Annotated in this window: 10 protein-coding genes; 5 read left to right on the top strand and 5 right to left on the bottom strand. The window is 65.9% G+C overall.

Going from position 1 to position 12,939, the window contains the following annotated elements; translation table 11 throughout:
• The first annotated feature begins 26 nt into the window (after positions 1-26).
• Positions 27-1,301, top strand: coding sequence for a sensor histidine kinase (locus RH91_RS07580; RefSeq protein WP_010162049.1), 1,275 nt, complete (start codon positions 27-29; stop codon positions 1,299-1,301).
• Between the two features lie 137 nt (positions 1,302-1,438).
• Here the strand turns inward: RH91_RS07580 and RH91_RS07575 are convergent, their stop codons facing one another.
• On the bottom strand, positions 1,439-2,203 hold the full coding sequence (locus RH91_RS07575) for a metallophosphoesterase family protein (RefSeq protein ID WP_010162048.1): 765 nt from the start codon (positions 2,201-2,203) through the stop codon (positions 1,439-1,441).
• 10 nt (positions 2,204-2,213) lie between these two features.
• A complete protein-coding gene (locus RH91_RS07570) occupies positions 2,214-3,041 on the bottom strand; it encodes a diacylglycerol/lipid kinase family protein (RefSeq protein ID WP_010162047.1) in 828 nt (275 codons plus the stop codon).
• Positions 3,042-3,138: 97 nt separating this feature from the next.
• Between RH91_RS07570 and RH91_RS07565 the strand changes: the two genes are divergently transcribed.
• Positions 3,139-5,118 (top strand): OPT family oligopeptide transporter, encoded by a 1,980-nt coding sequence (locus RH91_RS07565; RefSeq protein ID WP_010162046.1) that lies wholly within the window; start codon positions 3,139-3,141, stop codon positions 5,116-5,118.
• Positions 5,102-5,668, top strand: coding sequence for a hypothetical protein (locus tag RH91_RS23080; protein ID WP_157136878.1), 567 nt, complete (start codon positions 5,102-5,104; stop codon positions 5,666-5,668). Before RH91_RS07565 ends, RH91_RS23080 begins: the two co-directional genes overlap by 17 nt.
• A gap of 569 nt (positions 5,669-6,237) precedes the next feature.
• Here RH91_RS23080 and RH91_RS07560 read toward each other — a convergent pair.
• The 3 genes from RH91_RS07560 to queF form a co-directional block, all read right to left on the bottom strand.
• Positions 6,238-7,518 carry a glycoside hydrolase family 130 protein gene (locus RH91_RS07560; RefSeq protein ID WP_010162045.1) on the bottom strand — a complete coding sequence of 427 codons (1,281 nt, stop codon included), beginning with the start codon at positions 7,516-7,518 and terminating at the stop codon, positions 6,238-6,240.
• Between the two features lie 45 nt (positions 7,519-7,563).
• Positions 7,564-9,837 carry a glycosyltransferase family 4 protein gene (locus RH91_RS07555; RefSeq protein ID WP_010162044.1) on the bottom strand — a complete coding sequence of 758 codons (2,274 nt, stop codon included), beginning with the start codon at positions 9,835-9,837 and terminating at the stop codon, positions 7,564-7,566.
• A 145-nt stretch (positions 9,838-9,982) separates the two neighbouring features.
• Positions 9,983-10,429 carry a preQ(1) synthase gene (gene queF, locus RH91_RS07550; protein ID WP_037478623.1) on the bottom strand — a complete coding sequence of 149 codons (447 nt, stop codon included), beginning with the start codon at positions 10,427-10,429 and terminating at the stop codon, positions 9,983-9,985.
• A 29-nt stretch (positions 10,430-10,458) separates the two neighbouring features.
• Here queF and RH91_RS07545 point away from each other — a divergent pair, with 29 nt between their 5' ends.
• Together RH91_RS07545 and sseA are read left to right on the top strand one after the other, a co-directional pair.
• The gene (locus tag RH91_RS07545; protein WP_010162042.1) at positions 10,459-12,012 is read left to right on the top strand and encodes a cryptochrome/photolyase family protein; all 1,554 of its coding nucleotides are present in this window, start codon (positions 10,459-10,461) and stop codon (positions 12,010-12,012) included.
• A gap of 31 nt (positions 12,013-12,043) precedes the next feature.
• Positions 12,044-12,883 carry a 3-mercaptopyruvate sulfurtransferase gene (gene sseA / locus RH91_RS07540; RefSeq protein ID WP_010162041.1) on the top strand — a complete coding sequence of 280 codons (840 nt, stop codon included), beginning with the start codon at positions 12,044-12,046 and terminating at the stop codon, positions 12,881-12,883.
• The last annotated feature ends 56 nt before the right edge of the window (positions 12,884-12,939 follow it).

Genomic DNA, 12,939 nt, shown 5'->3' with positions numbered 1-12,939 from the left:
TTTACCCGATTGCAGGACCTGCCCCAGTGACCGACGACCCTACCCCGCACGCCACGACCCAGTCCGCCCTGCTGGACGGATCCTCGGACGATGTCGTTGAGACCGCCGAGGGCACGTCGAATGAGCCGACGTCCTTCACCGAGGCGATCGAGCAGGTCGGCGCGGGGTCGCTGCTAGGCTATCGGCTCCAGCAGCAGGCGATCCTGTCCGATTTCGGGCTGTTCGCGCTGCAATGCCGTGACAATGACGCGCTGCTCGCCAAGGCCGCCGAAATGGCCGCGGACGGCATGCGGACCGGGCTGTGCAAGGTTCTCGAGTTCCGTCCCCAACAGGCCGACCTGTTGTTCCGCGCCGGAGTCGGCTGGCGCGCCGGGGTAATCGGTCAGGCCACGCTGAGTGCGGACGACAAGTCGCCCGCGGGATTCGCGTTCCGCAACGGCACGCCGGTCATCTCCAACCATCTCGAGGGCGAGGACCGCTTCCGTACCCCGCAGATCATGGTCGAACACGGCGTGCGCCGTGCGATCAACGTGCTGATCTCGACCACGGCGGGCGCCTGGGGCGTGCTTGAGGTCGACAGCCCGAGCGCTGGCCAGTTCGAGGCCGCCGACATCGCGTTCCTGCAGGGCTTCGCCAATTTGCTCGGGGTGGCAATGGACCGGCAGGAGGGCGAGCGGCGGCTGGCCGAGGCGCTCGACTATCAGAAAGTGCTCGTCCAGGAAGCGAGCCACCGCGTCAAGAACAGCCTGACGATGCTGTCGAGCATTCTCCACCTGCAATCCCGCAGCAACCCGCTGCCCGAGGTATCGAGCGCGCTCAACGAAGCGTCGGGGCACGTCATCGCGATCGCGCGGACGCACGACCAATTGTGGCGGCAGGGCACCGGGCGGGTCGATATGCGGGCGTTGCTCGAGGATCTGTGCGCGAGCCTGTCCGGACAATTGCCGAGCCTCGCGCTCGACTGCACGTCCGACGCGATCTCGATCGACGCGGATCAGGCCGTCGCAGTCGGTTTGCTGATTACCGAGCTCGTCACCAATGCGGCGAAGCACGCGTATGGCGAGGACGGCGGCCAGGTCTCGGTCTCGGCGACGCGTGACGGCGAGTCGGTCTGCCTCACGGTCCGCGATTATGGCGCGGGCCTGCCCGCAACGTTCGACGTCCGCGCAGGCTCCTCGAGCAGCCTCGGCCTGCAACTGATCCGCACGTTGGCGCGCAGCCTGCACGGCAGCGTCGATGCCAAATCGGACGGGGGCGCGCATTTCGTCGTCAGCTTCCCGGTAGAAATGCGGAAGGGCTGACCCCTTTTCGGATCCCTTCCCCGGCGAAGGCCGGGGCCCAGTCGGGAAACAGAAGATTGCAGGCGACCGTGCTCGATTACCGCCGCCATCGCCACTGGGCCCCGGCCTTCGCCGGGGAAGAGTAAGCAGAGCCGGCGCTAAACCCGCTCGCGCTCCAGCACCGCGTCGGGCTTGGGCGACATCGTCCGGCATACCACCTCGACCCCCCCGTCCGCGACGCGGATCTCGTTGAACGATGGCGGCGTCGTCCGGGTCCGCTCCGACAGCGTCCCCGCGCCGATCATCCGGATGCTACGACCATCAACGTCGTGCGCGATGTCGAACGGATCGTGGACGTGCCCCGTCAGCACAGCGTCCGCTCCCGCCGCCGCCAGCGCGTCGAGCGCATCGGCACCCCGTCGTGTCTTGGCGGAGGCGTGTGTGTCCGCCTCGATCAGCGGATGGTGCGCGGCGATGAAGATCAGCCGGTTCTCGGGCACCGCCGCGATCAGGTCGAGCGTCCGCCGCAACGCCCCGCGACTGACATAGCCCTTCGACCAGTTGAGCCGCCACTGCGCGCGCGCGGTCGTCACCAGCGGCACGATCGCCACGCCCGCCAGATCGATCGGCCGCTCGACCATTCGTTCGACCTTGCCCATCCGGCGATAGGGGCGGAAGAACCGGTCGAACAGGTTCCAGTACGGCAGGTCGTGATTGCCGACCTCGACCGTCACCGGCACCGGCAGGCGCTGGAGCCATTCGAGCCCTGCTGCGAATTCGCGCCGTCGCGCGCGCATCGTCAGGTCGCCCGTCATCACCACCGCATCGGGGCGCTCGGCATGGACCAGCGCGTCGAACCACGCGATTGCGGCGGCATCCTCGCGTCCGAAATGGACGTCGCTGACATGAAACAGACGGATCATCGGACGCCTCTTATCGTTCGCGCGTGGTCAGGAAAAGATCGCGCGTCCGCCCGATGCGGACTTCGCTACCCGGTTCCAGCATGGCGGGTTCCCCGTCGAACAGTGCCAATGCGGGTTTCTTGCCCCCCGTGCGGAAGCTGGTCGCGTGGCACTGCGTCACTTCCGACGCCGCGACCCAATCGCCGGTCAGCCATTCCCAGCCGAGCCGCGTAATGCTGCCGAAATCGCGCGCGTCGATCGCGGCGATGTCGAGCCGGTCATCCTCGGCGCGCACCAGCACCGCCTGCGCGCCGGACTTGAGCCCCGCCACGCCTTCAAGCCGGATCCCCTTGCCGAAGGTCCGGCTCCACGCATGCCGAAGCGCGCGTCCCAGCCCGCGCAGGCTTCCGCTCCGCACGATCTCGCGCGCACGGACCCAACTCGCCGCCGGGCCGAGGATCAACCCGACGAAGGCGCGGTTCTCGCCGACCTGCGCGAACGGCAAAGCGGTCTTGCGCGCCCGGTCGTGCGCTGCGCCGATGATCTTCGCGGGGTCGGTGCCGCCGTGGAGCAGCTTGGCGAGCAGGTTCATCGTCCCGCCCGGCAGGATCAGGATCGACCCCTTCCAGTCGAGCAGCGCGGTCACCGCTGCATTGATCGTCCCGTCGCCCGCGAACAGCACCGCGGTATCGACCCCCGCCGCGTCGAGGGATCGCGGTGTCGGCAAGGGTTCTTCGGGAAAGGCGGTGCGCCCGGCAAGCGTCAGTCCGCGCTCGCTGCAGATCGCCTCGAGCGCCTTGGCCTTGGCAGGCGTCGCGGTGCCCGATTTCGGGTTGGTGATGAACCACAGAGTCTTCATTGTTCCGCCAACGCACCAGTCCGCGAAAAGTCACGTCGGCGATACCGCGTGCCACAAACCCCTGTCCCGGCGCAGGCGCTTGGTGCAACGGTAGCGCATGACCGACCCACGCGCCGCCAAACCGATCGCCGAACTCACGCTGCGCGGAGTCCTGCTGGGCGGGCTCATTACGCTGCTGTTCACCGCCGCCAACGTCTATCTCGGGCTCAAGGTCGGGCTGACCTTCGCGACCTCGATCCCCGCCGCGGTGATCTCGATGGCGGTGCTCAGCGCGTTCAAGGACGCGACGATCCTCGAGAATAACATCGTCCAGACGATCGCGAGCGCGGCGGGGACCCTCGCCGCGATCATCTTCGTGTTGCCCGGGCTGATCATGATCGGCTGGTGGCAGGGCTTCCCGTTCGTGACGACCGCGGCGATCACGATGACCGGCGGCATCCTCGGCGTGATGTTCTCGGTCCCCTTGCGCCGCGCGCTCGTCGTCGACACCGACCTCCCCTATCCCGAAGGCCGCGCCGCCGCCGAAGTGCTTCAGGTCGGATCGGGCGTGCGCGGCAATGGCGACGCAAGCGGCGCCGCCGAAAGCGCGACGGGCCTGCGGATCATCACCGTCAACGCCCTCGCCGCAGCAGGGTTCGCGCTGCTCACCCAGATGAAGCTCGCGCTCGCCGAAGCCTCGGTGTGGTTCCGCGCGGGCGCTGGCGCGACCGGCATTTCGGGCGGGCTGTCGTTCGCGCTGCTCGGGGTCGGGCATCTCGTCGGCATCTCGGTCGGGCTGGCGCAGGGGCTCGGGATGGTGATCGGCTGGTGGATCCTGCTGCCGTATCTCACCGCGCTCCACCCGGTCGCGGGCGATGCCGAGACCTGGGCGAACACCGTGTTCCGCTCGGACGTCCGCTTCTTCGGCGCAGGCGTGATCGGCGTGGCGGCGGTATGGACCCTCATCAGCATCGCGCGCCCGGTGATCGGCGGAGTCCGCTCGGCGCTCGCGGCATCGCGCGCGCGCGACGCGGGCGCTACGCTCGCGCTCGAGGAACGCGATTTGCCGATCGGGATCGTCTTTGCCGGGTCGCTCGCGGTGCTGCTGCCGATCGCGTGGCTGTTGTGGAGCGTCATCGCGGGCGGCCCGCTCGCCCCCGCCGCGCTTGCGCTGATCGGCGGGGCGCTCGTCTTCATCCTCGTCATCGGGCTGATGATTGCGGCGGTGTGCGGCTATATGGCGGGCCTGATCGGTGCGTCCAATTCGCCCGTCTCGGGGATCGGCATCCTCGCGGTGATCGCCTCGTCGCTGATGCTGGTCGGGCTGTTCGGGCGCGGCACGCCCCCGGAAACGACGCAGGCACTGATTGCCTATGCGCTGATCGTCACCGGCATCGTGTTCGGCGTCGCGACGATCTCGAACGACAATCTGCAGGATCTCAAGACCGGGCAACTCGTCGGCGCGACGCCGTGGAAGCAGCAGGTCGCGCTGATCATCGGTGTGGTGTTCGGCTCGCTCGTGGTGCCGCCAGTGCTCAACGTGCTCAACACCGCGTTCGGGTTCGTCGGCGCGCCAGGCGCGGGTCCGAACGCGCTCGCCGCCCCGCAGGCGGGGCTGATCTCGACGCTCGCGCAGGGCGTGCTCGGGGGCAACCTCAACTGGACGATGCTCGAATGGGGCGTCGCTGCCGGGGTCGTGGCGATCGTCGTCGACATACTGCTCGGGCGCGCGAAGCTGCTGCGCCTGCCGCCGCTCGCGATCGGCATCGGCATCTACCTGCCGATGAGCGTGATCCTGCCGACGGTGATCGGCGCGGTGGTCGGCTGGTGTTACGATCGCTGGGCCGACCGCACCGCCAACCCCGAACGCGCGCGCCGCTTCGGCGTGCTCACCGCGACCGGGCTGATCGTGGGGGAGAGCCTGTTCGGCGTGCTGTTCGCGTTCGTCGTCGCGGGGTCGGGGACGGATTCGCCGCTGGCGGTGGTGGGGGCAGGGTTCGCGACGCCTGCGCTGATCGGGGGCACGGTGCTGTTCGCGGCGATGGTAGCGGTGTTGTACCGGGCGACGATGCGGCGGGTGGTTGCGCAAGGGGCGTAACGGTTCCCGGCGCTTTGGCAGTCAACTCCTGAAACACTCATTCCGCTTCCGCCCAATTGCGGTCATCGATGATCCCGTGCTTAATGGGTTGATGGGCAGGACCGGACTCCAAACCATCGCGGCTTTCTTAGCTGTCCTGTGCTACGTCGAGTGTGCATCCGCCTGCTCGGTCGTGATCCCGCGTGAATGGGGGGCACCCGAGTTCCGGAAAATGGCGAAGGATGCGGTCAAAAACTCAACAGTCATCATTGATGGTGAGGTCGTGCAGCCTTTCATTGAAGGCAGACAGAACGCGGTAGTTCGCGCCGTTCGTATCCTCAAGGGTCCCGAACAAACGCTGTTTGAAGTGGGCGAGCGTGACAGTTGCAGCTTGCGGCTTGATCGTGCGGGCGAGCGAAGACGTATGCTGCTTGTCGGCGGACCAACGGTATACGACCTTTGGAATGACGGCTCAAACGCCCGATATGAGGATCACGTTCTCAGATCGGATCGCCGGAAGGTCTGGCCATTTGTCGCTGGACACGAGCCATCACCTGCTTCTGCCCGCTGACGGCTAACGTCTGGTCCCCACCAACTATAGCCGTTCATCCCAATGCATCAGGGGGCCACATTTCACGCCTCACGGCCACCCCCATTAGTTTCGAGCGAATTCGAGAAACCTGAGCCGTGCCCGGTTTCTCGACTACGCTCGAAACGAACGGTGGCGAGGTAGCGCACGAAAGGCCACCGACCGTTCTCCTGCGAAAGCAGGAGTCCAGGGCCGCAAACGCCGCACTCGTAATCCCAGGCTCCGGGGCATCCCTCCCCTCCCCCGTCATCCCCGCGAACGCGCGGATCTATACTGGCTGGCCGCGCAGAACACGGCGGACGGTGCCAATGGATTCCCGCCTCCGCAAGCCCTCCGCGTAAAGGCAATCGGGAGTTTAATCGGCACCCTCGCCCCAAATGCTGCCGTCATGCTGAACTCGTTTCAGCATCCACCGTGCAACAGGCATAGTCCGGACTCGCGGAGGGCTGGATCCTGAAACAAGTTCAGGATGACGGACGGCTTTGCAGAACGCTCGCCTGCGCGGGAAGGACGCGTGGGTTGCACCACACTGGCCACCCCACCCAAAAGCGCTATTCCATCGCCTCCAGCAGCGACCCGATCTGAATAAACGCAAACGCCACCGAGCTGTCCGCCACCCCATACGGCACGAACAGCGTATCCCCATGCCGGATCGCGCCACACGTATAGACCACGTTGGGCACATATCCCTCGCGATCCTGGTTCGCCGCCGCAAGAATCGGCTCGCGCGTCCGGCCGATCACCTTGGACGGATCGGCCTTGTCGAGCAGCACCGCACCGATCGCGTATTTGCGCATCGCGCCGACGCCGTGCGTCAGCAGCAGCCAGCCCTCGTCGAGCTCGATCGGCGGGCCGCAATTGCCGATCTGCACCAGCTCCCACGGGAACGCCGGGGTCAGCAGCTTCTGCCCCTCATCCCAATGCGTCAGCGTATCTGACTTGAGCAGGAACAGATTCTCGCCGTCCTGCCGGCCGATCATCAGATATTGCCCGCCGACCTTGCGCGGGAACAGCGCCATGCCCTTGTTGCGTGCGGCGGGGCCGGTCATCGGTACCAGATCGAACGCGCGGAAATCGCGGGTGCGCATCAGCTCGGACTGGATCACCGAGCCGTTATAGGCGGTATAGGTGCCGAGCCATTCGACCGTGCCGTCATCATGCGTGAACTGGACGAGGCGCAGGTCCTCGAGCCCCTTCGACTGCGCCGCGGTGATCGGGAAGATCACCGTGCCCGACAGCGTCGAATCGCGATGACGGAATACCGTGATCGGCCCTTCGGGAAGCGTTTCCTCGTCGATCCCGACCGCATCGGTCGCGGTCGCGAACGGCGGCTCGGGCGCGAGCTTCAGCTGGTTGCCGTCGGTGATGATCCCTTCGCGGAACGCGACCGAGGAAATGTGCCCCTCGCCCACCGCACGCAGCGACATCAGGATCCGCTGCGATCCCGCCGGCATGCCCGACTGGTCGAAATGCGGCACCGCGCTGGGATTCATCAGCGCGGCGGCGGCATAGCTGTATTCGTGGCAGAAATAGGCGCCGATCAGCTGGCGCTTCTCGTCGCCGATCTCGCTGCCGTCGATCCCGAGCATGTCCTCGATCTCGTCGTAACGCGTCATGAAGACGCGGCGCGTCTGCCAGTGGCGTGCCTCGAAGTCCTTGAGGACGAGCTCGAGTTCGGCGCGGGTCTGCGCCGAATCGAGCGACATTACCGCGGCGACGATCCGCTCGGTCCGGCTTCCGCCGTTGCGCGACCAGGCGAGATGGAACGGCCGCACGACGACTCGGGATGGGTCGGCGTGCAGCCGCAGGGCATGCTGGAACAGTTCTATCACGCGCAAATTGCCTCGTTCAATGCCTTGGCGGCATCGCGAGCGAGGCTACGCGACGGCGCTGTGGGGTCCTGCCACGCTTTCCGTACGCTTTGCCAGCCCCGAAATCGTGCAATTCGCCATTTGCAGCGCCAGAATCGACTCGGCACCCTGGTTTCGGTTCAATCCGGTCGGCATCAGACCGTCGAAACACCCGCCATCCTGCGAGGTCGCCAGCGGCAGATCGAGATCGTTCGCCCCGAGATACCAGCGATACGCACGACCCGCTTCCTCGACCCAGCGCAGATCGTCCGAGGCCAGATACGCCGCATGGCAGGCATCGATCGTCGCCTGTGCTTCCAACGGCTGCTGGTCGAACTGGAGCGGTTCGGCATAAACGCGCCCGAAGCTCTCGCTGCCGACTGCGCGGAAGCGCCCCTCGGGCGAGGTCTGCCGTCCGACGATCCAGTCGAGCGTGGCGAGGCCGCACTTGACGAAATCGGGCCGGTCGAGCGCCATGCCGGCACGAATCAGCGCTTCGGGCAGGCGCGCGTTGTCATAGGCGAGGACGATCTCGAACCACTCCCACTCGGGCCGCCGCGCGACTTCGAGCAGGGCGCAGAGTTCGTCGCCGTAGCGCGCGAGGATCTGTTTGGACTGGCTATGCCCCGGATGCGCATCGAGCATCGCCGCAGCACCGAGCATCGCGAAACCGTGCGCGCGCGGCGATCCCAGTTCCATCGTGATCGACACAGTCATGTCGAACATCCGGACCGCCCAGTCGCGATGCTTGGACGACTGCGCGTCGCGCGCGGTCACGCCAAGCGCCCACAGTGCGCGCCCGTTCGAATCTTCCGAACCGGTATCCTCGCACCAGGTCCGGTCGAAGTTCATGAAGTTGCGGAAACGGCGCTCGTCCGGGTTCCACGCATATTGGACGAACGAGGCATAGATCGTCATCCACTTATCGCGCTGGACCTCGTCCATCCCCGGCATCTGGCTCACCAGCATGAGCGCGCGCGCATTGTCGTCGATGCAATAACCGTGGCGACGGTCGGGTACCGAGTAGATCGAATGCTGGAGCATGCCGGTCGAGTCGCTCATCCGCTCGACCGCGGCGAAATCGGGCTGGAGCGGGGTGAACGACATGCTCGATCCGTGCAGCCGCCGCGGCTTGGCCGCGACCATCGCGGTGATCTCGCGCATCGCGACCTCGGCGAGGCGCGGCCAGATCATCGTGCGACCGCGCGCATAGGCGCGCTGCTCCAGCCGCTTGCGGTTGCGATCGCTGCTGAGCAGCGCGTTGATCTCGCGCGCGAACGCGTCCGAGTCGCTGAAATCGACGAGTACGCCGTAGCCGTCCGCCAGAATCTCGGTCGCATGGACATACGGCGTCGAGACGACCGCCTTGCCCACGCCGACCGCGTAACTGAGCGTGCCCGACGTGATCTGCGCCGGGTTCAGATACGGCGTCGCGTAAATGTCGGCGGCCTGGAGATAGTCGATCAGTTCGTCATGCTCGAGGAAGGCATCGATGAACTGGATGTTGTCCGACACGCCAAGCTTTTCGGCGAGCGCATTGAGGCCATCCCGATACTTCTCGCCCTCATAGGCGACGAGGTTCGGGTGAGTCGCCCCCAGCACGGTGTAAAGCGTCTCGGGATGCGCCGCGACGATCTTGGGCAGCGCCTCGATCATCACTTCGATGCCCTTGCCCGGCGCGAGCAGGCCGAAGGTCAGCACGACCTTGCGCCCTTCCCAGCCGAAGCGCGGCTTGAGCGTATCGGGCTCGACGAAATCGCGATCCGGCACACCATGCGGGATCATCACGATCGACCGACCGCTTGCGCCATAGACGCGCTCGAGAATCTCGCGACCACGCTCGGCCATGACGACGACGCGCGACGCGCGCTGCAGCAGGCCTTCCATCACGCGACGCTGGTCGGCGTCGGGCTTTTCGAGAATCGTGTGGAGCGTGACGATGACCGGCAAAGAGACGCGGTCGAGCAGCGCGAGAATATGCTCGCCGGCCGGACCGCCGAAAATGCCATATTCGTGCTGCAGCCAGATCGCCTGCGCACCGCTCGCTTCGATCGCGCGTGCGGCGTCGAGATAGGCGACACGGTCCTGCTCGGGGATGCTGCGCGTTACCTCGGGCGGGTAGACGTAGCGACCGGGATGGTCGTCCATCGCATAGACGTCGATCTTCAGATCGGGGAAGCGGCCCTTGAGGGCCGTGAACGTGTCCGTCGTGTATGTTGCAAGGCCGCATTTCCGGGGCAGGAAATTGCCAATCAGTGCAAGGTGATCGATCGGGGTCACGACATCTGCCAAATGCACCATGTTCGTAATCCTAAGAGTGAAATCGGGGGAATACCCCTCAGCTGTCACCGAACGAACGGCCAAGTTTCAATATGGTTGCAGTGATGTTGCATCGCAACACAGGATTCATGTTAACTTCGATCATTCGCTCGACGGAACGAGCGTCTCAGCCGCGCCCGCGATAGCCCGGAACGTCCTGCGGCGGGAGCCACAGATGCTCGGGCGGCGGTCCGGATTGCCAGAACACGTCGATCGGGATGCCGCCGCGCGGATACCAATAGCCACCGATTCGCAACCAGCGTGGCTGCATCTCGTCGAACAATCGCTGGCCGATCCCGACCGTGCAATCCTCGTGGAAACCCTGATGGTTGCGGAAGGCACCGAGGAACAGCTTGAGCGATTTCGACTCGACGATCGTATCGCCGGGCGCATAGTCGATCACCAGATGCGCAAAATCGGGCTGGCCCGTCACCGGGCACAGGGAGGTGAATTCGGGAACCGCGAACCGCACGAGATACAGCGATCCCGCGCGGGGGTTGGGAACGTAATCGAGCACTGCGGCTTCTGGGGAAGCGGGCAGCGCGCTGGTTTGGCCAAGGTGAAGTGGTGTCATGCGCAAAAGATAGGGGAGCAGCAGAAAAAATGAAACCGCCGCCCCTCACGCTGATCCCGATACTCGGCGACCAACTGTCGCTCGGCCTGTCCTCGCTGAAGGATGCGGACCCGGCGACCACCACGATCCTGCTGATGGAGGTCGCCGACGAGACGACCTATGTCCGGCACCACAAGCAGAAGATCGCGTTCATCCTGTCCGCAATGCGCCACCACGCCGCGCTGCTCCGCGAGCAAGGGTGGACCGTGGAGTACGTCACGCTCGACGATCCCGACAACAGCGGCAGCTTCACCGGCGAGGTCGCGCGCGCCGTTGCGCGGCTCGAGCCGGAGCGGATCGTCGTAACCGAAGCGGGCGAATGGCGTGTCCAGGCGATGCTCGAGGCGTGGGAAACGCTGTTCGGAATTCCGGTCGAGATCCGCAGCGACGATCGCTTCCTCGCGACTCATGCGGCGTTCCAGGCATGGGCAGAGGACCGCAAGCAACTCCGCATGGAATATTTCTACCGCGAGATGCGCCGCGAGACCGGCTTGCTGATGGACGGCAAGGACCCGGTCGGCGGGCAGTGGAACTTCGACCACGACAATCGCAAGCCCGCGCAGTCCGACCTGCTGATGCCGCACCCCCTGCGTTTTCCCCCCGATGCGATCACGCAGGACGTGCTCGCGCTGGTGGCGGACCGGTTCGCGGATCACCCCGGCAGCCTCGACAGCTTCGCCTGGGCGGTGACCGCGCACGACGCCGAACGGCAGCAGAAGCACTTCCTCGATCATGCGCTCGCCGGATTCGGCGATTATCAGGACGCGATGCTGACCGGCGAGCCTGCCTTGTGGCATTCGCTGCTCTCGCCCTATCTCAACGCCGGGCTGCTTGATCCCCTCGCGCTCTGCCGCGCGGTGGAGAAGCGGTTCCGCGCGGGCAAGGTGCCGGTCAACGCGGCGGAAGGCTTCATCCGCCAGATCATCGGCTGGCGTGAATATGTCCGCGGGATCTACTGGCGCGAAGGTCCCGACTATGCCCAGCGCAACGCGCTCGGCGCGACCCGCGCGCTCCCCGCTTTCTACTGGACCGGCGAGACCGACCTGCACTGCATGGCCGAGGCACTCGGGCAGACGCTCGCCAATGCGCATGCGCATCATATCCAGCGGCTGATGGTCACCGGCACTTTCGCGCTGCTGATCGGCGCGGACCCGCACGCGGTCCATCTGTGGTATCTCGAAATTTATATCGACGCGTATGAATGGGTCGAACTGCCCAACACGCTCGGCATGAGCCAGTTCGCGGACGGCGGCCTGCTCGGCTCCAAACCCTATGCGGCAAGCGGCGCGTACATCAACAAGATGTCCGATTACTGCAAGAGTTGCCGCTACGACGTCCGCCAGCGGACCGGCCCCGACGCCTGCCCGTTCAACGCGCTCTACTGGGACTTCATCGCCCGCCACGAGGACACGCTCGCGCGCAATCCGCGCATGGCGATGCCGTACCGGACGTGGAGCAAGATGGCCCCAGCGACCCAGGATGAGATCCGCGGGTCGGCAAAAGCCTTTCTCGACCGTCTCGACGCCGCTGCGGAGGCAGGTTAGTCTCCCCAAAACAAGCAAAAGGAGACGGGACATGGACTCGCTGGTGACCACCGAATGGCTCGCGAACGAACTCGGCGCGAACGACTTGCGGATCGTCGACGCGACCTATTTCGCGGGCTTCGGGGACCGCAACGCCGCCGCCGAATATGAAGCGGCGCATATCCCCGGCGCGGTGTTCATGGACCTGGGCGAAATCGCCGACACGTCGAGCGACCTCCCCTCGATGCTTCCCACGCCCGAGAAATTCGCAAGCCGGATGCAGTCGCTCGGGCTCGGCGATGGCAGCCGGATCGTGCTCTACGACAACTCGCCCTATCATACGTCGGCGCGCGCGTGGTTCATGCTCCGCACCTTCGGCGCGCATGACGTCGCGATCCTCGATGGCGGGCTTTCCAAGTGGCAGGCGGAAGGTCGCGACACCGCCAGCGGCAAAGAACAGCTCCGCCACCGGCACTTCACCGTCTGGGCCGACGACAAGGGCGTCCGCACGCTCGACCAGATGAAGGCCAACGTCGACAGCGGCGCGGAGCAGGTCCTCGACGCACGCTCCGCCGCGCGCTTTACCGGCGAGGAAGCCGACCCGCGCCCGGCGACGCACCCGGGGCATATCCCGGGGTCGAAGAACCTGCCGGTCGGTCAGTTGTTCAACGAAGACGGCACGTGGAAGGCCGGCGACGCGCTCCGCAGCGCGTTCGAGGGCGCGGGGATCGACCTCGCCAAGCCGCTGGTGACGACCTGCGGCTCGGGCATCACCGCCTCGGCGCTCGCATTCGGCGCGCATCTGCTGGGGGCGAACGCCGCGGTCTATGACGGCAGCTGGTCCGAATGGGGTGCGGATCGCACGACGCCTAAGGCGACCGGCGCGGCGTAACTACTCTTAAGCCCCTCCCCTTCAGGGGAGGGGTTGGGGTGGGGCAGTCCAGCAGA

The organism is Sphingomonas sp. PAMC 26617 (assembly GCF_000242835.1).
Lineage (GTDB): Bacteria > Pseudomonadota > Alphaproteobacteria > Sphingomonadales > Sphingomonadaceae > Sphingomonas.
This window is presented reverse-complemented; position numbering and strand designations above follow the sequence as displayed.

Excerpts from the sequence above, each read along its gene's own strand:
- RH91_RS07575 (WP_010162048.1), bottom strand. The coding sequence starts at position 2,203 with ATGATCCGTCTGTTTCATGTCAGCGACGTCCATTTCGGACGCGAGGAT.
- RH91_RS07555 (WP_010162044.1), bottom strand. The coding sequence starts at position 9,837 with ATGGTGCATTTGGCAGATGTCGTGACCCCGATCGATCACCTTGCACTG.
- RH91_RS07565 (WP_010162046.1), top strand. The coding sequence starts at position 3,139 with ATGACCGACCCACGCGCCGCCAAACCGATCGCCGAACTCACGCTGCGC.
- RH91_RS07545 (WP_010162042.1), top strand. The coding sequence starts at position 10,459 with ATGAAACCGCCGCCCCTCACGCTGATCCCGATACTCGGCGACCAACTG.
- sseA (WP_010162041.1), top strand. The coding sequence starts at position 12,044 with ATGGACTCGCTGGTGACCACCGAATGGCTCGCGAACGAACTCGGCGCG.
- queF (WP_037478623.1), bottom strand. The coding sequence starts at position 10,429 with ATGACACCACTTCACCTTGGCCAAACCAGCGCGCTGCCCGCTTCCCCA.
- RH91_RS07570 (WP_010162047.1), bottom strand. The coding sequence starts at position 3,041 with ATGAAGACTCTGTGGTTCATCACCAACCCGAAATCGGGCACCGCGACG.